Origin of the sequence: Halomonas sp. DP8Y7-1, assembly GCF_019801685.1 — a bacterium.
Taxonomy (GTDB): domain Bacteria; phylum Pseudomonadota; class Gammaproteobacteria; order Pseudomonadales; family Halomonadaceae; genus Halomonas; species Halomonas litopenaei_A.
Map to the genome: position 1 here is coordinate 168,586 of NZ_JAHVIN010000014.1, position 24,354 is coordinate 192,939.

Here is a 24,354-nt window from a genome sequence, read left to right on the forward strand (position 1 = left end):
TTACGGGTTTGGGGTTAAGGGTTCGACGGCTCATGACGAGCGGTCGGACATTAACCGACAAACGGGTTAGCGAAGGTGAAGAACAGCGCGATACCCACACCGATCATGGTCACGGCGTCCAGCAGGCCGGCGACGATGAACATCTTGACCTGCAGCATCGGAACCATTTCCGGCTGACGTGCAGCGCCTTCCAGGAACTTGCCGCCGAGGATACCGAAGCCGATAGCGGTACCGAGGGCACCCAGGCCGATCAGCAGGGACACGGCGATGGCGGTCATACCCAGAACTTGTGCTTCCATGGTGGTCTCTCCAGTTTTTAGTTGAAACTAAGGTTTATCAGTGGGTTAGGGTTAAGGGTTAGGGGTAATGCGAAACCGTCAGTGCTTTTCCACCGCCATGCTCATGTAGACGATGGTCAGCATCATGAAGATGAAGGCCTGCAGGGTGATGACCAGAATGTGGAACACCGCCCAGGTGAAGTGCAGCGGCAGCTGCCACAGGCCAATCATGGCGATCAGGATGAAGATCAGCTCACCGGCGTAGAGGTTGCCGAACAGTCGCAGGGCCAGGGAAATCGGCTTGGCCAGCAGGGTCACGAACTCCAGCAGGAAGTTGACCGGGATGAACAGCGCCTGAACCAGCTTGTTCGGTGAGTTGAACGGGTGCAGGGTCAGCTCGCCAATGAAGCCGGAGAAGCCCTTGGTGCGAATGGTGTAGAAGATGATCAGGCCAAACACCGACAGCGCCATGCCCAGGGTGGCATTGACGTCAGTGGTCGGCACCACCTTGAAGTAGACGTGGGCAGGATCGGCTCCGAACATGGCGCCAATCTTGGCCGCCAGCATCGGCAGGAAGTCTACCGGCACCAGGTCCATGAGGTTCATCAGGAACACCCAGCAGAAGATCGTCAGCGCCAGCGGCGCGATCAGCTTGCTCTTGCCGTGGAAGGTGTCCTTGACCGAGTTGTCGACGAACTCGACCATCAGCTCGACAAAGTTCTGCAGCGCGCCAGGCACACCGGTGGTCGCCGTGTTGGCGGCCTTCTTGAACAGCCACAGGAAGATCAGGCCCAGGCCCACGGACCAGCCCAGCGTGTCCAGGTGAACGGCCCAGAAGCCCATGTCGGACGCTTCCTGAGCGGAATGCGCGATGGACCAGCCATTGTCGGGATGCAGCCCGAAGGTCAGGTTCTGCAGGTGGTGCTGGATATATTCCGTAGGGGTCGGATTCGTGCCTGCCATGTCTGCCTCGTTGTCAGGTGTGCGACGGTCGTTTCACTAGCCAGGGCCCCAGCCAATGAACGAACAGCGTCACCACATAAGCGCCAAAGAAAAAAGTCGGGTTTGAGGGAGGCACTGCGATGAACACTAGAGTGAACAGCGCCGCCGTCAAACCGAACTTGCCGGCTTCCGCACGATAGAAATTGTTGACGATGATCTTTGAATGACGCGCCCCTTGCGTGCGGAACACACACCAGGCAAAGAACACGTTGGGCAGGAAGGCCACAAGCCCACCCAGGGCCGCAGAGGATGTCCCCGGCACACCGCTGGTCACAGCGGCAACCGCGCTGATCAGCGCAACGGTGGCAAGCTGCACCATCAGCAGACGCTGCACCTGGGGTCGTTGAATCCTGGCCGCCAAGTGATTCTCCCGACGCGCCGCATTGCGCGCATTCAATATTCATCGTGTTGTCGGCGACAGACCACCGACAGACTCCGGCGCGATTATAGGGAAGCCCCCTTGGGGCTTCAACCAAAGACGCAACGATTTGTCGTCACTTCGCGCTGGCTTACGACCAAATGCGGAGAACTGGTCGCTAAAGTTGTTAGCGACCTAAGTGGTTTACTGCGCGAAATCGCACACACCTATGCCGCGCCTATCCGCTCTCTTCAGCGAATATGCTCGAGGATGCCATCCAGCTCATCCAGGCTGGAGTACTGGATCGTCACCTTGCCCTTGCCCGCCTTGCCGTGACTGATCTTGACCGGTGCACCGAGCAGGTCCGCCAGGCGCGTTTCCAGCCGCGACACGTCCTGCTGTGGAGCTGCCTTGGCCGCCTTTGGCTTGCCGCTGGCCAGTTGCTTCACCAGTGCTTCGGTGGCACGCACGGTCAGATCCTTGTTGACCACTTCGTGGGCCGCCTTGCGTTGTTTGGCCGCAGGCAGCGACAGCAGCGCACGGGCATGCCCCATGTCAAGATCACCGCGCTCGAGCAGGGTCTGGACTTCGCCATCCAGGGTCAGCAGGCGCAACAGGTTGGTGACCTGGGCGCGGGAGCGCCCCACGGCGTCGGCCACCTGCTGCTGGGTCAGCTCGAATTCATCGAGCAGGCGCTTGAGCGCCAACGCTTCTTCGACCGGGTTGAGGTTCTCGCGCTGGATGTTCTCGATCAGCGCCAGCGCCAGCGCCACCTCGTCGGAGACGTCGCGGATGACCGCAGGAATCACATCCAGCTCGGCCAACTGCGAGGCACGCCAGCGGCGTTCACCGGCAATGATCTCGTAGCGATCGGTGCCAATAGGGCGAACGACAATAGGCTGCATCACGCCCTGGGCGCGGATCGAGTCGGCCAGCTCCTCCAACGCCTCAGGCTGAATATCGCGCCTGGGCTGATACTTTCCTCGGCTGAGCTGTCCCAGCGGCAGGCGTTCAAGTCGTTCTTCCGCCATGGCCGGGGCCACAGCATCGGCGCCGCCATCCTCGGCTTCCATCAATTCAGCGTCGACCTCGGGAAGATCCAGGCTTTCACGGCGTCTGGCGCCCGCCCCGATCAGCGCGTCCAAACCCCGTCCCAGGGCGCGTTTGCGTGTCATCGATTCATCCTCATCACAGCACGCTTTGAAAAGTCGACCGTCCCGCCGCGCGGCTACAGTGACAACCGGCGAATCAATTCCTTGGCAAGTACCCGGTGGGCCTGGCTACCCCTTGAAAAGCGCGCGTACTTGGTGACAGGCAGGCCATGACTGGGCGCTTCGGCAACCCGCACGTTACGCGGTATCGTCGTCTTCAGCAGGGCATCACCGAAGTAGTCACGCAGCTGCTTGCTGACGTCTCGCGTCAAGCTATTGCGGGCGTCGAACATGGTGCGCAGGATGCCATAGATTTCGAGCCCCGGATTCACGCTGTCCTTGATCTGTTCAACCGTGTCCAGCAGCGCCGACAGCCCTTCGAGAGCATAGAACTCACACTGCAGCGGAATCAGTACCCCGTCCGCTGCCGTCAGCGCATTGACGGTCAGCATGTTCAATGACGGCGGGCAGTCGATCATGACCACGTCATACTCGCCTGCCACCTCGGACAATGCCTTGCCCAGGGCACGCTCGCGCCCTTCTCCACGGTCCAGCAGCTCAACCTCGGCAGCGGTCAGATCACCATTGCCCGGAAGCAGCGCATAGCCCGCCTCTGGGCAGTCAAGGATGACTTCCACGGGGCGCTTGTCGCCCAGGATGACGTCCAGCACGCTGCCTTCGAGGCTATGCTTATCAACGCCACTGCCCATGGTGGCGTGCCCCTGGGGATCAAGATCGACCAGCAGCACCCGGCGATCGAGCGCCGCCAGGCTGGCGGCCAGATTGACGGCAGAGGTGGTCTTGCCGACCCCACCCTTCTGGTTGGTCAAGGCGATGATTTTCGTCACGACGTCATCCTTGCGTGGAAATTCTCGGGTGGCAGGCCAGCCAAATTGGGCCCGACAGGTCGTTCCAAGGTTGAGCCTAGCGATCCCCGGCGTCGGGTTCCAGCATAACCAGTTCTCGTCCCCCATCGGCGAACGGCACTCTCAACGGATGACGTGACAACACGCGAATATCATCATCCAGCCGCTCAAGCTCGCCATCTACTGCCGGTCCTTTCATGGCCAGCCACTGGCCGCCAGGCGCCAGCAGGCTGCGTGTCATGCCGATGAAATCCTCGAGACTGGCGAAGGCACGGGAGATCAATTGGTCGTAACCGCCCGCTGGCGGCGCAAAGGACTCCACTCGGGCCTGGATCGGGGTCACCCGGGTCAACCCCAGCTCCATCACTGCCTGGCGCTGAAAGCGAACCTTCTTGCCGTTGCTGTCGAGCAGACTGATGTCCAGATCAGGTCTGAGTATTGCCAGTACCAGCCCCGGAAGACCGGGCCCAGCGCCGACATCCAGGATCCGCGGCCCCTCGACCCAGGGCAGCACGGCAGCGCTGTCCAGCAGATGGCGGGACACCATTTCCAGGGGGTCTCGCACCGCGGTGAGGTTATAGGCCCGATTCCACTTGTGCAACAAGACGACCAGGGCGACCAGATGATCGACCTGGTAGGGGCTGACGGCAATCTCGAGGGTCTTGAGACCCTCGACCAAGCGGGCGCGCAGACGCCCCTCCAGCGCGCTATCGATGGACGCTGTCATCCTGTCACCACTTTCTGATCATCCAGCAGCCGACGCTTCTTGAGATGGATCAGCAGGATCGACACCGCAGCAGGGGTCACCCCACTGATGCGTCCGGCCTGAGCCAGGGTCTCGGGCCGCGCTTCCGCCAGCTTCTGGCGAATCTCGTGGGACAACCCTTCGACGCGGGCATAATCGAGATCCGCCGGCAGTGCCATGGATTCGTGGCGCTTGAGCTTGTCGATCTCGTCCTGCTGACGATCGATATAGCCTTGATACTTGGCCTGAATCTGAACCTGTTCGGCCACGGTGTCGTCACTGACAGGATCTCCCTTGGCACCCGCCACATCGGCATATCCAAGCTCGGGACGCTTGAGCAGATCCATCAGGCTGTATTCGCGACCAAGGGGTTTGCCGGTGACGCTTTCGATCGACTTCGCCGCCTCGCTGCCAGGCTGAACCCAAGTGGCTTTCAAGCGTGCACTTTCCCGCTCTACCGCCTCGCGCTTCTCGCTGAAACGGGACCAGCGCTCGTCGTCGACCAGTCCCAGTTCACGGCCGTGTTCGGTCAATCGCATATCGGCATTGTCTTCCCGCAGCAGCAGCCGGTATTCGGCGCGGGAGGTGAACATGCGATAGGGCTCCTTGGTGCCCATGGTGATCAGGTCATCCACCAGCACCCCCAGATACGCTTCATCGCGTCTCGGGCACCAGGCTTCCAGGGATTTCGCCCGACGGGCGGCGTTCAAGCCTGCCAATAGCCCCTGGGCACCGGCTTCTTCGTAGCCGGTGGTGCCATTGATCTGGCCGGCAAAAAACAGGTTGTGGATAAATTTGGTTTCCAGCGAGTGCTTCAGATCCCGCGGATCGAAGAAGTCATACTCGATGGCATAGCCCGGGCGTGTGATGTGCGCACGCTCGAGGCCCTCGATGGAACGGACCACCTGGAGCTGGACGTCGAAGGGCAGCGAGGTAGAAATACCATTTGGGTATAGCTCGTGCGTATCCAGTCCTTCGGGTTCAATGAAGACCTGGTGGCTGTTCTTGTCAGCGAAACGGTGGACCTTGTCTTCAATGGATGGGCAGTAGCGAGGACCGACGCCCTCGATCACTCCCGAAAACATCGGCGAGCGATCGAGATTGTTGAAGATGATCTCGTGGGTCCGCTCATTGGTGTGCGCAATGTGGCAACTGACCTGACGAGGATGCATCTCCCGCGAACCGAGATAGGACATCACCGGCGTTGGGGCATCACCCGGCTGTTCCTCGAGTCGAGCGAAATCAACGCTCTTGGCATCAATACGCGGTGGTGTCCCTGTCTTGAGTCGGTCAACCCGGAAGGGCAAAGCGCGAAGACGTTCTGCCAATGCGTTGGAGGGCGGGTCGCCAGCGCGGCCACCGCGGCTGTTGTCCAAGCCGATGTGAATGACCCCTCCGAGGAAGGTTCCGGTGCACAGCACGACGGTGTCTGACAGGAAACGCAGCCCGGTTTCGGTAACCACGCCACGTACCGTGTCCTGTTCGACGATCAGATCACCGGCAGCCTGCTGAAACAGCGTCAGATTCGGCTGATTTTCCAGCATTCCACGAATCGCAGCCTTGTAGCGCACGCGATCGGCCTGAGCACGAGTGGCGCGCACCGCGGGTCCCTTGCGTGCATTCAGCACACGGAACTGGATACCGCCCAGGTCCGTCGCCAAGCCCATGGCGCCGCCGAGAGCGTCGATTTCCTTGACCAAATGACTCTTGCCGATCCCACCAATAGCGGGATTGCAGGACATTTGACCAAGGGTCTCGATGTTGTGTGTCAACAGCAGGGTCTGGCAACCCATGCGGGCAGAGGCCAGGGCAGCTTCCGTTCCAGCATGGCCACCGCCGATGACGATGACGTCAAAGCGGTCGGGATACTCCAAGGTTCACCTCGTTCGGCGCAGCGCGCCAGCGTCGGAAATGATGGGTCATGCAAAAATTAGCCCGCCAGTATAAACCCTCCTGTGGGTAAACGTCAGGGTTTTCCACACCCTCGTCGGCCAGATCCTCACTTGGTTTTTCTCCTATAAAAAAATAAGAAGAATAAGAAAGGAAGTTCTGTAGTGGTAGTAACTACTGGTGTGGACAAAATTTGTGGAAAACCTATAAAACCCTAATTGTTACAATAGCTTGAAATGTTGATCGATTGTTGGACAAGAGGCGTACCAGCTCTTGACGCCATGTTCTTAGGCTGTGGATGAAAGCCGAGGTTGCCCACAAGCGTGAGGGTCCACGTGTTATCCACCGTGCTCAGGCAGCGTTGTCCTCGTGACGGTGAACATTTCAGCGGATACCTCGTAGTCGGCGCCACGACTGGGTTAGCGGCGAATGCGCAAAAAAGTTGTCCACAGCCAAAAAAACGCCCTGTCGATATCTCGACAGGGCGTTTTCAGTGCTTCAGGAAGCGTTGTCAGTGCTTGAGTACCCGTGACAGGAAGCTCTGGGTACGCTCATTTTGAGGGTTGTCGAAGATATCTTCAGGCTTGCCTTGCTCCACGATTTCACCCTTGTGGATGTAGATGACCCGATCGGCGACTTCGCGAGCGAAGCCCATCTCATGGGTCACGATCATCATGGTCATGCCCTCCTTGGCGAGCTCACGCATGGCGTCCAGGACCTCACCGATCATCTCCGGATCGAGTGCAGAGGTGGGCTCGTCGAAGAGCATCAGGCGCGGCTCCATGGCCAGTGCTCGGGCCAAAGCGACGCGCTGTTGCTGGCCGCCTGACAGCTGTGTCGGATATTTGCTTGCCTGGTCCTTGATCCCGACCCTGTCCAGCAAGCGCTCTGCCGTCGCCTCAGCGGCATCTCGCGCCATGTTGCGCACTTTCATCGGCGCCAGAGTGACGTTGTCACGGACGCTTAGGTGCGGAAACAGATTGAATTGCTGGAAGACCATGCCGACTTCGGTGCGGATCGTCTGCAGGGCGCGACTGGCCTTGCCATAGGGCTTGAGATCGTTGCCATCGACGCGCAGCTCGCCCTGCTGGAATTCTTCGAGGCCATTGACGCAGCGAATCAAGGTCGACTTGCCGGAGCCACTGGCGCCGATGATCACGACCACTTCTCCCTGCGCCACTTCAAGGTCGATGTTCTTGAGTACGTGCAGGGAGCCAAAGTGCTTGTTCAACTTGCCAATGCGGACGATGGGCTCGCCCTGGGGCATCGAAGCAGAAGACTGAGAAGCTTGGGACTGACGGTGATTTTCCATATGACGGCTCCTCACTGACCCACCAGGCCCTTGCGCTCAAGCATGCGCAGGGCAAACGACAAGGATAGGGTGATGGCGAGATACATGAGCGCCACCATCAAATAGACCTCCAGTGCGGTGAAGGTCGTCGCGATATAGATCTGGCCCTGACGTACCAGTTCTCCGACACCGATGACCGCGAACAGAGAGGTGTCCTTGATGCTGATGATGGCCTGGTTGCCGAGAGCAGGGATCATGCGTCTGAATGCCTGTGGCCAGATGATGTAGCGGAAGGTCTGGCGCTGTGACAGGCCAAGAGACAGTCCCGCTTCGCCCTGGCCGCGTTCGATGGACTGAACGCCTCCGCGCACGATTTCCGAGATATAGGCGCCTGAGTTGACGGCGATGGCAGCAATACCGGCGGTAATGGCATCGATGGGGCCTCCCAGCAGGCTGGGCAGGCCGTAAAAGATAAACAGGACCTGAACCAGCACGGGCGTGCCACGGAAGATCTCGATATAGGCCACCGCAGGAATGCGTAGCCATGCGTGTCGCGAGATTCTTAACAGACCAAAGATGATGCCGATGATAAAACCGATGGCGAGACCACCGAAGGAGATCATCAGCGTGTAGGGGATGCCGGTCAGCAGCTGAGGAATGGAGGACAGGGCTGCCGACCAGTCGAATTGAAAATTGACGTCCACGAGTGGGTCTCCGTCATGCTTATGAGATCAGGACAAGGCCGCTTGCCTTGACGCGAGGGTCGAGACTGCGCCTCGAAGTGACGTCCGGGCAGGATCGAAAAGGGCCGGTATGGCTCCGGCCCCTGGAAAGCACTGTCCTCTCGCCATCACGTTACTGCCTAGACGCTGGGCAGCCCCGTCGCAGGCAATTGGCCAGTGCTTTCACCGCGTTAAGCGGGTCTATGTCACTCGCTAGGAGCGCCGAACCACTTGGTGTGAATCTCGTCGTAGGTGCCGTCTTCCTTCATGGCTGCCAGCGCCTCGTTGACCGGCTCGACCCACTCGCTGCCCTTGACGAAGACAATGCCGTATTGCTGGCCTTCATAGAGCGGGCCTACGACCTTGACCTTGCCTTCGCCACGAGTCTGAGAGAAGTAGCCGACATTGGGCGCATCGTAGAAGGCGGCATCGACGCTACCTCCCAGCAAGGCCATGTACATGTCAGGAGTGCCCGGATACGGCGTGATCTCGGCATCTTCGCCCAGGTTTTCCTGCAGGAAGTCGTAGCTGGTAGAGCCGATCTTGGTGCCGATTCGCATTCCGGCGAGGTCGCCAATCTCTGCCACGCCTTCCTCGTCGGCGCTGACCAGAATCTTGAGACCGGAATCATAGTAGGCATCGGAAAAGTCGACGATTTCAGCGCGCTCATCGGTGATGGTGATGCCCGCAATCGCGATGTCGACATTGCCGGTCTGGACGGCTGGGATGATGCCGTTGAAGTCCATGGTGCGCAGTTCGTAGTCGAAGCCGGCACGCTCGGCCAGTTCCTTGATGATATCCATATCGAAACCGACCATTTCGCCGGTTTCCTGATCCATCATCTCGAACGGTACGAAGCTGGGATCGGTGGCCACGTTCAGGGTCTCGGCCTGGGCGGTACCGATGATACCGAAGGTCATCAGGGCAGAGGCCAGTGCGGCAGAGGTAAGGGCGGTTTTCATGGTTTTCCCCAGTTGACGTTATTGTGAAATCCGTAACTACCATGGCGAGTTGCGGCGAGGGGGTCAAGCTGGGGAAGAATCCGCTGGGCCAACGCTGGGCGTGTTGCCAGGGGCATGCCCGGGGATCGACCAGGCCGAGGGAACCGGGTCTGAAGGGAGTCTTGGGGAGAACCTAAGGAGTCGCTAGCCTGCAACGAAAGACGCAGCCCTTGGGCTGCGTCAGATGTCTGGCTTGCGGCGGGTTACACCATGAACGATGCACCGCAGCCACAGGTCGTGGTGGCGTTGGGGTTCTGGACCAGAAAGCGAGCCCCGGCCAGGCCCTCTTCGTAGTCAATGGTCGAGCCCACCAGGTATTGGTAGGACAGCGGGTCAACCACCAGCGAAACGCTGCCGAAAGGGATTTCGGTGTCGTCGTCGTTGAAGCTGTCGGCGACGTCGAAGCCGTATTGAAATCCCGAACAGCCGCCACCTGTGACATACACGCGCAGGGCGATCTTTTCGGCACCGTCCTCGGCCATCAGCGCCTTGAGACGACGCTGTGCGTTGTCGGACAGCAGCAACGGAGTAGGAACAAAGGATTCGGCACCGCTCATTAGGAGCTCCGGGGGTCAGGTCACATGGAGTGTCATTCCAGGCGTCAGGCGCCCAAGACGAACAACACCGGGTATTATCCCTAAACCAGAGTAAAAGGGTCAACTTTTCCAAGGAGGTAGCGCCGCGCCGCCAGCGTGACGGCACGACAGCGTGTTCCTTCTCATGTCTCTCGCGACCTATCGCGCCATCTTCCCGTTGTGACCTGTCTGTCCCGGAAAACCGTCGGGGCAGGATTTCCGTCGGTCAGGGCATGATGGCTGGGGCATCGAGTCCCGCCGTCTCATCAAAGTCGAACATCAGGTTGAGCGCATGGATGGCCTGCCCCGACGCCCCCTTGACCAGGTTATCGATGACCGCGAGCACGACAACCGTATTGCCGTTGCCAGGGCGATGGACGGCGATACGGCAGAGATTGGCGCCTTTGACACTGCGGGTCTCCGGATGGCTGCCTGCGGGCATCACATCGACAAAGGGTTCATTGGCGAAGCGCTCTTCGAAGCGCTGCTGAAGGTCGCCAGGATCGCCGGTGAGCTGTCCGTAGAGCGTGGCATGTATGCCACGGATCATCGGTGTCAGGTGTGGCACGAAGGTCAGGGCAACATCCTGGCCTGCGGCATCCCCAAGACCCTGCCGTATCTCAGGTAGATGGCGATGACCAGAAGCGCCGTAGGCCTTCATGGATTCGCTCGCCTCGGCCAGCAGGGAGGGAACCTTTGCGCCTCTGCCCGCACCGGTCACCCCGGACTTGCAGTCGGCGATGAGCTGCTCAGGATCGATCAGCCCTGCTTCCAGCAGCGGCAGGAAGCCGAGCTGTACGGCGGTAGGATAGCAACCCGGTACAGCAATCAGCCGCGCTTGCTTGATCTGGTCGCGATTGACTTCCGGCAGGCCGTAGACGGCTTCTTCAAGCAGTCCTGGAGCACCATGAGGCTGGCCGTACCATTCGGCCCACACGGCAGCGTCGCGCAGGCGAAAATCTGCTGACAGGTCGATAACGCGAGTGCCGCGCTCGAGAAGGTCACCCGCCAGCGCATGAGCAACGCCGTGGGGCGTGGCGAAGAATACCGCATCACAGGCTGCGAGACGCTCTGGGTCAGGTTCACTAAAGCACAGTCCGTCATAGTGACCGCGCAGGTTGGGGTACAGTTCGGCCACGCCGAGACCTGCTTCGCTGCGTGAGGTGATGGCATCCACCTCGACGCCAGGGTGGCGAGCCAGCAGTCTGAGCAGTTCGACACCGGTGTAGCCGGTACCGCCGACGATTCCAACCTTGATCACGTGATGCTCCTTTGCACTTTGCTCTATCAGCGCATTGCCTGAACGATAAGTAGCCCATTGCCGGCGCAATAACCGGCCTGGCGCCAAGGCCCCGACGCATTCGGGAGGTCCCCGGGGCAGAGCCGAGTCATGCCAGCCGTCTGGGTGCCGGGTCCCGTTCTATGATACACAAGAGACAGTCACTTCACTCGAGCCGTGGCCACTTGGGTGTGACAGGGACCCGCCCTCTGCCTTCACGGAAGGAAACAAGGAAGCCATGCGCCTGCCAGATCTCAGTCTCGATGCCTTCCGCCGCCAGCTGGCGAGCGTCGATGCCCTGCCGCAACTGTGTGTACTGGGCATTGCGACCGGCTTGATCACCGGTAGTTTGATGGTGGTGTTTCGCCTTGCACTGATGCTGGGGGCGATGCTGGTCATGCCCCATGACGACCCTGAGGCCTTCGAACAGCTGTCTACCGGGCTGCGCATGGTACTCCCGATCCTGGCGGTGACCATCATCGGGTTTGCGTTGTGGCGTCAGCCGTTGGCGGCCCGCAAGATTGGGGTGAGCCATGTCATCGAGCGCCTGACCTATCACCAGGGACGCTTTCCGCTGCGTAACTGGCTGAATCAATGGTGGGTCGGGGTGGTGACGGTGGTAGGCGGTCTCTCTGCCGGGAGGGAGGGGCCCGCGATTCACCTGGGCGCCGCGGCCTCCAGTGGGCTTGGCCAGTTGCTGCGCCTTCCTCACAACAGTCTGCGTGTGCTGGTGGCCTGCGGTACCGCGGCCGGTATCGCGGCTTCCTTCAATACCCCTATCGCCGGGGTGATCTTCGCCATGGAAGTGGTGATGATGGAGTACACCATTGTCGGCTTCATGCCGGTGATCCTGGCGGCCTGCATGGGGGCTCTGGTATCGCAGCTGGTGTATGGCGCCGAGCCCGCCTTCGCGGTGCCCGACCTGGCCCTGGGATCGCTATTCAATATTTATTGGATTGCCGTCATGGCCTTTGGCATCGGATTGCTGGCGGGGTTGTTCATTCACGTGTCCCGTTCCGAGAGACTGGCACGCCTGCCGCTGTGGTGGCGGTTGACGATGGTCGGTGCCCTGGCGGCGTTACTGGCCTGGTGCTATCCCCAGGTACAAGGCATCGGCTATGACAGCCTGTCAGATGCCCTGTTCAATCGGCTGGCACTCGACATTCTGTTGGCCCTGGTGCTTGGCAAGCTGCTGCTGACGGCGTTCGCGGTAGGTTGCGGTGTGCCGGTCAGCATCATTGGCCCGGTGCTGGTGATTGGCGCAGCAGCGGGAGCCATGTTCGGTCTGGCCGGGACCTGGCTGTGGCCTGAGAAGGCGGCCGATCCCGGTCTGTTCGCCATGATTGGCATGGCGGCAATGATGGGAGCGGTGCTGCAGGCGCCTCTCGCTGCGTTGATGGCACTGCTGGAACTGACCCATATTCCGCACATCCTGCCACCGGGCATGCTGGCAGTGGTCGTTGCGGGCCTTACCACCCGGCAATTGTGTCGTTGCGATGGCTTCTTTATCAGCGTCAAGCTGCACGGCCTGCATCCGCTCCAGCAACCGTTGATGCAAGCACTGTCCCGGGTGTCGGTGCCAGCGGTCATGGAACGCAGCCTGGTGAGAACCAAGCGGCGTGTCTCCGAGGGGCAAGCTCGCGCCTTGCTGGAGGCCAAGCCTGTCTGGATCATTATCGAGCGATCCACGGATGACAAACCGACCCTTGCCCTCAAGGCCGCGGATCTGGCGCGCTACCTGATCGAGCAAGATGAGCGGGAGGCAGCGGCCAAGGATAAGGTCAGTGATCCGGACGACAGCATGATGGAAGCGTTGATAGAGGCGGAATCGCCAGCGGAGAGCATTGCTGGCAAGAACGTGGATCGCTCCCCCCTGCGCTCGCCTCCACCGGAAACCGAGCAGGCCGAGGACAAGCAGGCGTTGCTCGACCTGCTGGAAATACCCGGTCAGCGACTCGACCTGGTGCCCATCCACCTACAGGCAACACTGACGGAAGCATTGAACGTGCTGAACGAAAGCAAGGTCGATGGACTCTATGTAGAACATGGTTATCGACCGAAGCAGAAACGAATTTCCGGTATCATCACCCGTGACGCCATCGAGCGGTACTACCGCCTGTCTGATTCATCCACAGCCTGAGGAGTTGCCATGTACCTGTGGATAAAAGCCTTTCACCTGATGTCCATCGTGACCTGGTTTGCGGCGATGTTCTATCTCCCCCGCCTGTACGTGTACCACGCCCAGGCCAGAGACAAGGGTGAGTACGCGACCATGGACACCTTCATGGTCATGGAGCGCAAGCTGTATCGCGGCATCATGACCCCCTCCATGGTGGCTGTGCTGTTGTTTGGTGCCCTGCTGGTATGGCTCAACCCTGGCTGGATGAGTCAGGGCTGGCTGCATGCCAAGCTGGCATTGGTGGTAGCGCTGGTGGCCTATCACCATGTTTGCCTGATCTACCTGAAGCAGCTGGCAGCAGACCGCTGCCGACGCAGTGCCACGTTTTTCCGTGTCTTCAATGAGCTGCCGGTGCTGGCGCTGGTAGCGATCATCATCCTGGCTGTGGTGAAACCCTTTTGAATAGCTTGAACGCGGAATATTCACCCCATCTGCCGATAGTGCTGGTGCTGTCGGGCCATGACCCTACCGGAGGTGCTGGGCTGGTCGCTGATGCCGAGAGCGTGGCGGCTTGCGGCGGTTGGGCGATGACCATTCCTACCGCACTGACGGTACAGGATCTGCGTGATGTGCACTCGCTGCATCCGCTGCCGGCGTCTGGCATCAGAGAGGCGGCCAAGGCACTGGCCTCGCTGCCGATTGCGGCGATCAAGATTGGCTTGATTGCGGATCTGGAAGGGCTCGATGCAGTGGTTGACGTGATCAAGCGGCGACCGGGAATTCCCGTGGTGGCAGATCCTGTGTTGAGAGCGGGAGGCGGAGCATCACTGGCGACCCAGGAGTTGATCGATGCCTATCGGCAGCAATTGCTCCCGATGATCGATATCCTGACGCCGAACCGTGGTGAACTGGCACGGCTGGCCGGAGCCGACTATCAGGATGACACGGAACGCTGTGTCAGCCTGATGCACCAGGGGTGTCAGGCCGTGCTGGTGACCGGCACCGATGACCCCGAACCCGGCAAGGCGCGCGACACGGTGTCCCACACCTTGCATACACCCGATAGCGATCGTCAGTGGACGTGGCCACGACTACCCGCGAGCTATCATGGGTCCGGCTGCACCTTGGCTTCCGCCTTGGCAGCGCGGCTGGCGGCAGGTGAAACTCTGGTACAGGCTTGCGAACAGGCCCAGGTCTTCGCCTGGCAGGCGCTGGCCCACGGCTGGGATCCCGGCCACGGCCAGTCGCTGCCTCGCAGGCTGTGGAAAATGCCGACGCCACGCTTTTCGCCAGACGAGGTCAAGGTATGATGGGTAGCCTGCGTCATATGTCACAGAATCGGGCAACTTGCGAGACATTTGGGCCACATTCACCGGGTTATCCCATGCCCTCCACAGGGTTATCCACAGGCCTTCATTCACCGTATCGGTGCCTAGCACCGACGTCAGAACTTACACTTGGGCAAAGAGGTTTCCATGACCACATCCGCTGAGCTCTTCGAACAGGCCTGTCGGCACATCCCCGGTGGCGTCAATTCACCGGTGCGCGCGTTCAAGGGGCTGCATCGTCCGCCAGTGTTCATGGAGAGTGCGCAAGGCGCCTATCTCGTTGACGTCGAAGGCAAGCGCTATGTCGACTATGTCGGCTCCTGGGGCCCGATGATCACCGGTCACGCCGATCCTGATGTGCTTGGCGCCGTGCGTGAGCGTCTGGACAAGGGGCTGTCCTTCGGTACCCCCACCGCGGTCGAAACGACCATGGCGGACCTGATCTGCGAGATCATCCCGAGCATCGAGATGGTGCGCATGACCAATTCCGGTACCGAGGCGACCATGTCGGCGATTCGCCTGGCTCGCGGCTACACCGGGCGTGACAAGATCGTGAAGTTTGAGGGTAACTATCACGGTCACAGTGATTCGCTGCTGGTGAAGGCAGGGTCCGGCGCCTTGACCCATGGCGAGCCGAGTTCCCCTGGGGTACCTGCTGCGTTGGCTGAGCACACTATTACCTTGTCCTACAATGACAGCGACGAGGTGGAACGCTGCTTCGAGGAAATCGGTAGCCAGATTGCCTGCATCATTGTCGAGCCGGTGGCCGGCAACATGAACTGCATTCCGCCCAACGCGGACTTCCTCAAGACACTGCGCCAGGTGTGTGACCGCCACCAGAGCGTGTTGATCTTTGACGAGGTGATGACCGGGTTCCGGGTGGCTCTGGGTGGCGCCCAGGCCCACTACGGGGTGACGCCTGACCTGACCTGCCTGGGCAAGATCGTCGGTGGGGGCATGCCGGTAGGCGCCTTTGGCGGCAGCCGCGAGATCATGAGCGAACTGTCTCCGTTAGGGCCGGTTTACCAGGCGGGCACCCTCGCGGGTAACCCCTTGGCGATGGCAGCGGGGGTAGCCCTGCTGAAGAAATTGCGTGAGCCTGGTTTCCATAATGCGCTGGCACAGCGTGTCGAGACCCTCTGCAACGGCTTGGAAAGCCGGGCAAGAGCGGCGGGTGTGGATCTCATCACGCAGCGTGCGGGGGGCATGTTCGGCCTGTTCTTCACCGCCCAGAGCAGCGTGGAGAACTTTGCACAGGCCACTGCCTGTGATGCGGATGCCTTCCGCCGTTTCTTTGCCGCCATGCTGGATCAAGGGGTCTATCTGGCGCCCTCCGCTTATGAGGCCGGTTTCATGTCCAGCGCTCACACGCCGGAAGATATTCAGCGTACTCTGGACGCCGCAGAACACGCCTTTGCACAGATGACGACCCAGGCCTGAAAGGAGCCGACCATGACTGGCAATGACGCCGCTTCGCCGGACACCGCGCTGGAGCCCTTTACCCTGGAAGAACTGCTGGATGTGCTGGCAGAGTTTCACGCCGAGCCGTTGCCGCCCGAGGTGGCACTGCCCGATGCGCTAAGCGTGCTGAAACAACGCAGCGAGGCAGAACACAGCGCCTGCAAGGCCCTGCTGTCCGGTGACGAGGACGTGCAACGTCTGGCGTCACTCAAGGTGTGGCTGGACCAGGAGTTCGATCGACTGGCCCCGATCATCGAAGTTCGCCAGGACCGTTTGCGCCCGAGCCGCTGGTACATGGAATATTCCGATGTACGGCTTTGCGATAACGGCCGCCTGGTGGTGGCCCAGAGTGCTGCCCAGGACCCGCAGCCCTTTGACTATCCTGAGATGGCCGACCCAGGCCATGATCTGGCAAGCCTCAGGGTTGAGCTGGAGCTGCGCGGAGAGATGACGCTGTCGCATCAGGCTCTGGACGGTTACCTGCGCCGCAGCGGCGACTACGAGCTGGCGCGGATTCTGTCGCTGCTGCAGGTCATCGAGGCAATGGCGGGCATGCGTCGTGTGCTGCAACGTCGCTTCACGTCGGGTCATGAGCGACCCGCGCTGATGGCCGAGACCATGAATGCCTTCCGTCGCTATCTGACGTTGGCGGAGCGACATGCCGAGTTCCGGTTCCCTCCGTTGGTGATCGGTGTAGGCGTCTCCGGCAGTGGCAAGAGCCGCTTCACCAAGACACTGGTGGGTCGCCTCGGAGCGGTAAGACTGAGTTCAGACGTGCAGCGCATGTTGCTGCATGGTTTTAGTCCACAGGCCGAGGGCGATGGTCTGCCTGCGGATATCTACACCCGAGAGGCAACAGACAAGACCTATCAGCGGCTGGCGACCTGTGCGGGTATCCTGCTGGATGCCGGCTATATGGTGTGCGTCGACGGGACCTTCCTCGAGCGCGGTCAGCGTGAGCTGTTGCGATGGCAGGCGGAAGCCAGAGGCCTGCCGGTACTGCTGGTCAGCTTTGAAGCCGATGACGAGACCCTGCGACGTCGTATCAGCAAGCGGGCGGTTCGCAATGAACGGGACGAATCACTGAGTCTTGCCGTGCTGGCAGCGCAGCAGGATGCGTTCGAGGACTTCACTGACGAGGAAAGGCTGCATCTGGTGCGCCTCGATAGTACAGCAGACAACGCTGCAGAGACCTTGGCAAGCCTGATTGAAGAGCACATTCGCGTCCTCTAGTCGGCGCGATGGTGGTAGCGAGTGGTCGGCGCGTTGATGGTAGCGAGTGGTCGGCGCGACGATGGTAGCGAGTGGTCGGCGCGTTGATGGTAGCGAGCCAGCAGAGGCAGTGAGTGTCTACCTTAGCCTTAACGATCACATCATTGACTATGGCATGAGTGCAGAGCACGGACGCCGGCATTGCCGGCGTCCGTTTTTCTTTTGATCAGCGCAGGGCAGTGATCAGCGCATGGCAGTGCTACGTCTGGGGGGCGGGGCGCCGAGGTTCTGGCGAGCCCAGTTGACGGCTTGCAGGCGGTTGCTGACCCGAATCTTCTTGAACACGTTGTAGAGGTGGGACTTTACCGTGTGTTCGCTGACGCAAAGACGCTCGGCGATTTCCATGTTGGACGCCCCCGACCCCAGCAGGCCGATGATTTCCATTTCCCGCTGGGTCAGTCCACAGGCAGGACGATAGGCATTGAGCTGCTGGCGTCGCGAAAATTCGATGAGTCGGGTCATCAGCGACCGCGACATCCACAGGTCGTCGGACTCGAACAGCTTGGCGATCCCCTTGCAGATGCTCTCCAGGCTGTCTTGACGATAGAAGACACCACGTAGATGCATAAAGGAGAGCACCTCCAGCGCATGCTCTTCATCACGCAGGTTGAAGGCAGTGAGCAACAGCCCATGATGGTGAGAGCTGACATCCTGCCAGTGCTGCATGGCGGCATCGTCCACATGGTCGGCATCCATCAACACCAGCACCGGCTGGGAGTCATCGACATCAATGGTGTCGGCAGGCGCAGCGATGGATACAGGGCAGTGGAACTGATCCTTGATGTAATTGATAAAGAGCAGCGACTGAGGGTTGTGGTCAGTCACCAGCACTATCTGTCCTGTGGCGTGGCTCATCGTCGTGTCTCCGTGCATCCGCTGCCGCCTGCCCTCGGCGGATGGGCATGACTAAGTCGTGTTGGTCATTATGCGCCTATTTTATATCTTTTGTAAGATTCTGTAACACCTGCACAGTAAAGTTTGCCAAAAAACGGCTCCTGTGAAGAAAACAACGACCGGACGAGGGGCTCTACCCGCCTTCGACGGCATGATATGGCGGCTTTTTTCTGGTTCACGTATCAGTATTTGTGCTGAATCGGAACTCATCTTGCCCATGCTAGAGTATAGGCAAACATTCCGGCGTATCGCCGGGGATTTCAAGATACTTTCCACCAATGAGCGAGACCATGAGCCACCTGACAGAACTCGTGCTGGCAAGCGGCAATGCCGGCAAACTAAGGGAGCTGGGCGAGATGTTGGCCCCCTTGGGTATCAAGGTGCAGGCCCAATCGGATTTCGACGTGAAAGAGGTCGAGGAGACGGGGCTGACGTTTGTCGAGAACGCCTTGCTCAAGGCGCGAGAAGCCAGCCGAGTGAGTGGCCGTCCAGCCCTGGCTGACGATTCAGGACTGGCAGTGGATGCCCTGGCCGGACGTCCGGGGATCTATTCGGCGCGCTTTGCTGGCGAGCCCAAGGATGATGGCCGCAACAACGATACATTGCTTGAGGCGCTGGCCGACGTGCCTGAAGGCAGCCGTGGTGCCAGTTACTGGTGCGTACTGGTATTGCTCGAGCATCCCGAGGATCCCGTGCCGTTGATCGTGCAGTCTCACTGGCGCGGCGAAATTCTTGCCCATCCGCGCGGGCAAGGCGGATTCGGCTATGATCCGCTGTTCTGGCTTCCTGACCAGGGTGCAACCGCGGCAGAGCTGAGCGCTGCCGAAAAGAACCGGCTCAGCCACCGCGGTCGTGCCTTGTCTCAGCTGCTGGCCGAACTCGAACGGACCAAGCAGTGACGATGGCTACCCTGCCCCCACTGTCGATGTACGTGCACGTACCCTGGTGCGTGCGCAAATGTCCGTACTGTGATTTCAACTCACACGGCGTTGGCCGACAGGCAGAGTTGCCGGAAGAGGCGTACCTGTCTGCCTTGTTGGCCGATCTCGACAACGACGCTGGTCTGGCCCAGGGGCGTGAGCTCACCAGTATCTTTATTGGTGGAGGGACGCCGAGCTTGATGTCCGGCCACTTTTATCAGCGTCTGCTCGATGAAGCGCGCAAGCGGCTGCCCTTTGCCGCTGACATTGAAATCACCCTCGAGGCCAATCCGGGGACCCTCGAGAGGGGGCGCTTCGCGGCCTACCGAGAGGCGGGTATCAATCGTCTTTCGCTGGGGGTCCAGAGCTTTCATCCGGAACAGCTCAAGGCCTTGGGGCGCATCCACAGCGGTGAAGATGCGCTTCACGCGGTGACCGAGGCGCGCGAGGCGGGCTTTGATAATCTCAATCTGGATCTGATGCATGGTCTGCCCGGGCAGACGCCGCAGCTGGCTCTGGCAGATCTCGAGCAGGCCATTGCCCTGGCGCCGGAGCATCTCTCCTGGTACCAGCTGACGCTGGAACCCAACACCGAGTTTCATGCTCATCCGCCGACGCTGCCCGAGGAAGAAGTGCTCTGGGATATCCAGGATGAAGGTCATGAGCGCCTGGAGGCCGCTGGCTTTCAACGCTATGAAATTTCAGCCTATGCCCAGTCAGGCAGACGCGCGAGACATAACCTCAACTACTGGCGCTTTGGGGATTATCTCGGCATCGGTGCCGGGGCTCACGCCAAGATCAGCCAACCCGGCGCGACCGGGTTCGCCATCGAGCGGCGCTGGAAGACCCGCCAGCCAGAGGCGTATCTGCGCCGCTTGAACGATCCCCGGGGCTTCATTGCTGGACATCGACGTGTCACAGATGATGAGGTGGCGCTGGAATTCGCCATGAACGCACTGCGTCTGGTGGAGGGCGTACCGGTTGAGACCTGGCAGGCGTGCACAGGACGTCCGTTTGATGAACTGTCGCCGAAGATCGACAGGGCGCGTGAAAAGGGACTTATTGTGCAAGATGCCGCCAGGGTTCAAGCTTCTGCCCAAGGTCTATTATTCTTGAACGACCTTTTGACCCTGTTCAGCGATGACTGAAAGGGACGATGTAATACATGGAAGGAGACGTTGACGCTATGAGCCGCAAGATTCGACTGATTGCCCCACTGGCTGCCGCCGTGATTCTGGCTGGTTGCTCCACAACGGACCCTTACACTGGCCAGACCGATCGTAACAACACCGGTATCGGCGCTGCCGTGGGCGCCGCAGTGGGCGCAGCGGCAGGTGCCATCAGTGGTGACGGTAGCACCAGCAAGCGTGACCGTGCGCTGATCGGTGCCGCCGCCGGTGCTGCTGTTGGTGGCGGGATTGGCGTTTACATGGACCGCCAGGAAGAGCAGTTGCGCCAGAGCATGCAGGGCACCGGTATCGGTGTAGAGCGCCAAGGCGACAACATCGTGCTCAATATGCCGAGTAGCGTGACCTTCGGCTTCGATTCCGCCGATCTCACCGGCAGTGCCACCAGCGCATTGAATGATGTGGCGAATGTCCTGACCCAGTATCCGGAAACCCGCATCAACATCGCTGGCCACACCGACTCTACCGGTGACGCCAGCTACAACCAGCGCCTGTCCGAGCGACGCGCGCAGTCCGTCGGCAGTTACCTGCAAGGCCAGGGCGTGGCGTCCAACCGCCTTTATGTCAGCGGCTATGGTGAAAACCAGCCGGTGGCCAGCAACAATACCGAGGAAGGTCGCGCGCAGAACCGTCGCGTCGAGATCACCCTGACGCCGACCGGCCAGCAGGGATAAGACGACACGCCTGATTCCAGGCCCGTCGACATCAAGGCCCGCGCTCCGAAAGGACGCGGGCCTTTGTGTTGGCTGGAGCGGTCAGACATTCGGCAGATGCCATCCGCGACCTCTGGGCGATTGTCCCGCTATCATATTCCTCTTTATCCTGCGATGGATGACCGCGGATTCCCCATCGCGATGCACACCAGGCGGAATGCCATGCTCTCTTATCAACACGCTTACCATGCCGGCAATTTCGCCGATGTTCACAAGCATTTATGGCTTTACAGTGTTACCGAACATCTATTACGTAAAGATAGTGCCATTACGTTTGTAGATACGCATTCGGGACGAGGTAGCTATCCTCTCGCTGCCGCTGAAACGGCACGTCTCAAAGAGTACGAAACCGGTGTTCAGCGGCTGTGGGTATCTCGTCACCAAGGCGACGTGAAAGAGCAGGAGCTGTTGAGTGTCTGGCTCGATGCTGTCGCCTCGTTGCAATCAGGGTCGACAGGATTGTCCCACTATCCTGGTTCGCCCTGGTGGCTGGGGCATCGTCTGCGCAAGCAGGACCGCCTTCGCTTGTTTGAGCTGCACCCGGGTGAGCACGGCCATTTGACCCAGCAATCGCTGGTGGATGCCGACACGCTGCCGCTTATCCAATGCATCCATGGTGATGGACTGGCGGGATTGAAATCCCTGGTGCCGGTGAAAACACCAAGGCTTTGTGTGTTGATGGATCCCAGCTTCGAGCAGAAGTCCGAGTACCAGGAGGTGGCCAGGACCCTGGTACATGTGCTCGGCAAGGTTCGGCATGCCGTGATCATGCTGTGGTACCCACTGCTGCCGGCTGGACGTCATCAGGACATGCTGGAGGAGCTGCGCTCAAGCGGTGTGCGCAAACTGTGGCGCAGCGAGGTCAGCCTGGCCCCTCCTGGCGAATCCCGTCACGGCATGTACGGCAGCGGCATGTTGATCGCTAATCCTCCCTGGGGCGTCGACCAGCGCATGGGCGCTGCCATCGACACCTGGCTTCCATTGCTGGGACCTCAGGCTCGTCATGAACAGCACTGGTGGGTAGAAGAGTAGGGCGCCAGGCCCAGGTTCTGAGCCACCATAGAGCTGCTACCTGGCGCCACACCAGCAGCTCCCGGACGGATGCGAACCGCGCCTAGGGCGATTCGAACAGCAGCCGAAAACCCACCGGCGACGTCCGCGCGATGGAAGACAGGCCGGCGATATCTTGAAGGGTGGCGATACCCTGGACGAGCCCCAGTGAGGAGGCGTCGACCCAGATCGGCTGATCGGAGACGACCAGCCAGCGCGATTCGGAAAGTCGAACGACCATCACTGTGGCGTCATAGTCGCTGCCAGCAGCGCCTAGAGTGACGCTAACGGGTACCCGGGCCAAGAGCGTGTTGCCGGGCATCAGCGACGCAAACTGCATGGGGTCCAGGTTGCTGCTGATCGCCAGGCTAGGAGTCGGGAACAGGTGCTCTTGCATGCGCTCATCGCGAATATCGATACCGCTATCGAGAGAGGCGGTGGTGGCCTCGATAGCCACCTTGCCGTCGTCGTCGATATTGCCCGTTAGCGAGTCAACGACATGCGTTTCACCGACGCTTTCATTCTTCACTGAACCGAACCACAGGCGTGATTCGTCATCCATCAGGTTCCAGTCTGCCGAGGCGTTGGCCGATAGGCAGGCAAGTCCGAGGGCGGCTGACATGACTAGCGCTTTCATGAGCGACTCCTGAAGGGGGCAGCATGTCCCTCCAGTGTAGAGAGTCGCTCACTATCTTCTGTACGCAGCGACCCCCGGCATTGTGCCGTAGCGGCTTGAGAAGGGCGTATGCGGTCTGACGAGCGCTGTCACTTCCCTATGCAGAAGCTGCCGAAGATCTCGCCCAGCAGGTCATCGGCGCTGAATTCACCCGTGATCTCTCCCAGGGCTTGCTGCGCGTCTCGCAGGTCCTCGGCCAGCAGCTCGCCGGCACCATGGCCCATGAGCTGGGCATTGCCGTTATCCATGGCCTCCTTGGCCCTGTCGAGTGCATCCAGGTGTCGCCGTCGTGCGGAGAACCGACCTTCGGTGGTGGCTTGGAAGCCCATGATGCTCTTGAGATGGGACTTCAGGTTATCCACACCCTCGCCAGAGCGGGCTGACAGCCGGAGGGTAGGTGGGGTTGTGGATAGATCGAGCCCTGCTGCTTCACCACTCTGGTCAACCTTGTTGCGTACCAGGGTGAGGCGAGCAGGGTCTGGCAGTCGTTCGACAAACTCTGGCCATATCTGCATAGGGTCGGTGGCACTGGTGGTCGTGGCATCCACCAGCAGCAGCACGCGGTCGGCCTTCTCGATTTCGCTCCAGGCCCGTGCAACCCCGATCTTCTCCACCGCATCCGGGGTGTCCCGCAAGCCCGCCGTATCGATGATATGCAGCGGCATCCCGTCCAGGTGGATATGCTCACGCAGGACGTCTCTGGTGGTGCCTTCGATGTCGGTGACGATCGCCGTATCCTGCTCTGTCAGCGCGTTGAGCAGGCTCGACTTGCCGGCATTGGGGCGTCCGGCAATGACCACGCTCATGCCTTCGCGCATCAAGGCACCTTGGCCGGCGCTGGCTCGCACATCGGCCAGCTGGTCCATCAATTGCTGAAGCTTGGCGGCGACGTGGCCATCGGCAAGAAAGTCGATTTCCTCCTCAGGGAAGTCGATGGCCGCCTCGACGTACATGCGCAGCTCGATCAGTCGCTGAACCAGCGATTGGACGCGGCTGGAAAACTCACCCTGCAGGGAGCGCAGAGCGTTCTCTGCCGCTGTCCGAGAGCTGGCGTCGATCAGGTCGGCGATGGCTTCTGCCTGGGCCAGGTCAAGCTTGTCGTTGAGGAAGGCGCGTTCAGAGAATTCGCCTGGCCTTGCCAGCCGGGCGCCGAGGGAGACACAGCGCTCCAGCAGCATATCCATGATCATCGGACCGCCATGCCCCTGCAGTTCCAGCACGTCTTCTCCGGTGAAGGAGTGGGGGCCCTGGAAGAACAGCGCAATACCCTCATCAATAATGCTGTCAGCGCCCCTGAAAGGGCCATAGAACGCTTGGCGTGGCTCAGGCTGATGGCCCAGCATCGCCTTGGCAATGTCCCGACAGGCAGGGCCTGACACGCGAATGATGCCGACGCCTCCACGCCCGGGCGGGGTAGCAAGTGCGCAAATGCTGTCCTGGGTATAAAGCGGGGCGGTCATATCCAAGCTCCTGAAGGATTGGGCCTATTGTCGGGTGCCTGACAGCGCATTGCCAGCCTGGCGGGACACGCCTGTCAGGCTCGCCGGCCTGAAACGACAAACCCCCGCCGAGGCGG

General features: G+C 60.4%; 24 protein-coding genes. 9 read left to right on the top strand and 15 right to left on the bottom strand.

Annotation, left to right across the window (positions count from 1 at the left end; genetic code table 11):
• Positions 1-50: 50 nt before the first annotated feature.
• From atpE to argC, 12 genes are all read right to left on the bottom strand, one after another.
• Positions 51-299, bottom strand: coding sequence for a F0F1 ATP synthase subunit C (atpE, locus tag KUV41_RS17635; RefSeq protein ID WP_045992712.1), 249 nt, complete (start codon positions 297-299; stop codon positions 51-53).
• Positions 300-377: 78 nt separating this feature from the next.
• Positions 378-1,241 carry a F0F1 ATP synthase subunit A gene (atpB, locus tag KUV41_RS17640; RefSeq protein ID WP_206942065.1) on the bottom strand — a complete coding sequence of 288 codons (864 nt, stop codon included), beginning with the start codon at positions 1,239-1,241 and terminating at the stop codon, positions 378-380.
• A gap of 13 nt (positions 1,242-1,254) precedes the next feature.
• The gene (locus KUV41_RS17645) at positions 1,255-1,641 is read right to left on the bottom strand and encodes a F0F1 ATP synthase subunit I (RefSeq protein ID WP_206942066.1); all 387 of its coding nucleotides are present in this window, start codon (positions 1,639-1,641) and stop codon (positions 1,255-1,257) included.
• Between the two features lie 248 nt (positions 1,642-1,889).
• Complete coding sequence (locus KUV41_RS17650) at positions 1,890-2,813, bottom strand: ParB/RepB/Spo0J family partition protein (RefSeq protein ID WP_206942067.1); 924 nt, start codon at positions 2,811-2,813, stop codon at positions 1,890-1,892.
• A 53-nt stretch (positions 2,814-2,866) separates the two neighbouring features.
• Positions 2,867-3,637, bottom strand: coding sequence for a ParA family protein (locus KUV41_RS17655; RefSeq protein WP_206942068.1), 771 nt, complete (start codon positions 3,635-3,637; stop codon positions 2,867-2,869).
• Between the two features lie 76 nt (positions 3,638-3,713).
• Positions 3,714-4,382: a 16S rRNA (guanine(527)-N(7))-methyltransferase RsmG gene (rsmG, locus tag KUV41_RS17660; RefSeq protein WP_222486902.1), complete on the bottom strand. Its 669-nt coding sequence runs from the start codon at positions 4,380-4,382 to the stop codon at positions 3,714-3,716.
• Complete coding sequence (mnmG, locus tag KUV41_RS17665) at positions 4,379-6,274, bottom strand: tRNA uridine-5-carboxymethylaminomethyl(34) synthesis enzyme MnmG (RefSeq protein WP_222486903.1); 1,896 nt, start codon at positions 6,272-6,274, stop codon at positions 4,379-4,381. Before mnmG ends, rsmG begins: the two co-directional genes overlap by 4 nt.
• 527 nt (positions 6,275-6,801) lie before the next feature.
• A complete protein-coding gene (locus KUV41_RS17670; RefSeq protein WP_277987384.1) occupies positions 6,802-7,602 on the bottom strand; it encodes an amino acid ABC transporter ATP-binding protein in 801 nt (266 codons plus the stop codon).
• A gap of 11 nt (positions 7,603-7,613) precedes the next feature.
• Positions 7,614-8,285, bottom strand: a complete 672-nt coding sequence (locus KUV41_RS17675; RefSeq protein WP_206942071.1) for an amino acid ABC transporter permease — start codon at positions 8,283-8,285, stop codon at positions 7,614-7,616.
• Positions 8,286-8,509: 224 nt separating this feature from the next.
• On the bottom strand, positions 8,510-9,265 hold the full coding sequence (locus tag KUV41_RS17680) for a transporter substrate-binding domain-containing protein (protein WP_206942074.1): 756 nt from the start codon (positions 9,263-9,265) through the stop codon (positions 8,510-8,512).
• 242 nt (positions 9,266-9,507) lie between these two features.
• Positions 9,508-9,861: an iron-sulfur cluster insertion protein ErpA gene (gene erpA / locus KUV41_RS17685; RefSeq protein WP_206942076.1), complete on the bottom strand. Its 354-nt coding sequence runs from the start codon at positions 9,859-9,861 to the stop codon at positions 9,508-9,510.
• 244 nt (positions 9,862-10,105) lie between these two features.
• The gene (gene argC / locus KUV41_RS17690) at positions 10,106-11,140 is read right to left on the bottom strand and encodes an N-acetyl-gamma-glutamyl-phosphate reductase (protein WP_206942078.1); all 1,035 of its coding nucleotides are present in this window, start codon (positions 11,138-11,140) and stop codon (positions 10,106-10,108) included.
• 256 nt (positions 11,141-11,396) lie between these two features.
• Between argC and KUV41_RS17695 the strand changes: the two genes are divergently transcribed.
• From KUV41_RS17695 to KUV41_RS17715, 5 genes are all read left to right on the top strand, one after another.
• Positions 11,397-13,298: a chloride channel protein gene (locus KUV41_RS17695; protein ID WP_222486904.1), complete on the top strand. Its 1,902-nt coding sequence runs from the start codon at positions 11,397-11,399 to the stop codon at positions 13,296-13,298.
• A gap of 9 nt (positions 13,299-13,307) precedes the next feature.
• Positions 13,308-13,739: a protoporphyrinogen oxidase HemJ gene (gene hemJ / locus KUV41_RS17700; protein ID WP_206942082.1), complete on the top strand. Its 432-nt coding sequence runs from the start codon at positions 13,308-13,310 to the stop codon at positions 13,737-13,739.
• Complete coding sequence (locus tag KUV41_RS17705) at positions 13,736-14,587, top strand: hydroxymethylpyrimidine/phosphomethylpyrimidine kinase (protein ID WP_224851922.1); 852 nt, start codon at positions 13,736-13,738, stop codon at positions 14,585-14,587. Before hemJ ends, KUV41_RS17705 begins: the two co-directional genes overlap by 4 nt.
• 165 nt (positions 14,588-14,752) lie before the next feature.
• On the top strand, positions 14,753-16,045 hold the full coding sequence (gene hemL / locus KUV41_RS17710) for a glutamate-1-semialdehyde 2,1-aminomutase (RefSeq protein ID WP_206942084.1): 1,293 nt from the start codon (positions 14,753-14,755) through the stop codon (positions 16,043-16,045).
• 12 nt (positions 16,046-16,057) lie between these two features.
• Entirely contained in the window at positions 16,058-17,299 is a 1,242-nt protein-coding gene (locus tag KUV41_RS17715) for an AAA family ATPase (protein WP_222486905.1), read from the top strand.
• A 222-nt stretch (positions 17,300-17,521) separates the two neighbouring features.
• Here the strand turns inward: KUV41_RS17715 and KUV41_RS17720 are convergent, their stop codons facing one another.
• A complete protein-coding gene (locus tag KUV41_RS17720; RefSeq protein ID WP_222237905.1) occupies positions 17,522-18,193 on the bottom strand; it encodes a LuxR C-terminal-related transcriptional regulator in 672 nt (223 codons plus the stop codon).
• Between the two features lie 329 nt (positions 18,194-18,522).
• Between KUV41_RS17720 and rdgB the strand changes: the two genes are divergently transcribed.
• From rdgB to KUV41_RS17740, 4 genes are all read left to right on the top strand, one after another.
• Positions 18,523-19,131 (top strand): RdgB/HAM1 family non-canonical purine NTP pyrophosphatase, encoded by a 609-nt coding sequence (rdgB, locus tag KUV41_RS17725; RefSeq protein ID WP_222162272.1) that lies wholly within the window; start codon positions 18,523-18,525, stop codon positions 19,129-19,131.
• Between the two features lie 2 nt (positions 19,132-19,133).
• Positions 19,134-20,300, top strand: coding sequence for a radical SAM family heme chaperone HemW (gene hemW, locus KUV41_RS17730; RefSeq protein ID WP_222162513.1), 1,167 nt, complete (start codon positions 19,134-19,136; stop codon positions 20,298-20,300).
• Positions 20,301-20,338: 38 nt separating this feature from the next.
• Entirely contained in the window at positions 20,339-21,013 is a 675-nt protein-coding gene (locus KUV41_RS17735; protein ID WP_206942090.1) for an OmpA family protein, read from the top strand.
• A gap of 201 nt (positions 21,014-21,214) precedes the next feature.
• Positions 21,215-22,084 carry a 23S rRNA (adenine(2030)-N(6))-methyltransferase RlmJ gene (locus tag KUV41_RS17740; RefSeq protein WP_222486906.1) on the top strand — a complete coding sequence of 290 codons (870 nt, stop codon included), beginning with the start codon at positions 21,215-21,217 and terminating at the stop codon, positions 22,082-22,084.
• An 82-nt stretch (positions 22,085-22,166) separates the two neighbouring features.
• On the opposite strand, the gene KUV41_RS17745 is transcribed toward KUV41_RS17740, so the two are convergent.
• Complete coding sequence (locus KUV41_RS17745) at positions 22,167-22,739, bottom strand: YceI family protein (protein WP_222484221.1); 573 nt, start codon at positions 22,737-22,739, stop codon at positions 22,167-22,169.
• A gap of 128 nt (positions 22,740-22,867) precedes the next feature.
• Positions 22,868-24,238, bottom strand: coding sequence for a tRNA uridine-5-carboxymethylaminomethyl(34) synthesis GTPase MnmE (mnmE, locus tag KUV41_RS17750; RefSeq protein ID WP_222162270.1), 1,371 nt, complete (start codon positions 24,236-24,238; stop codon positions 22,868-22,870).
• Between the last annotated feature and the right edge of the window lie 116 nt (positions 24,239-24,354).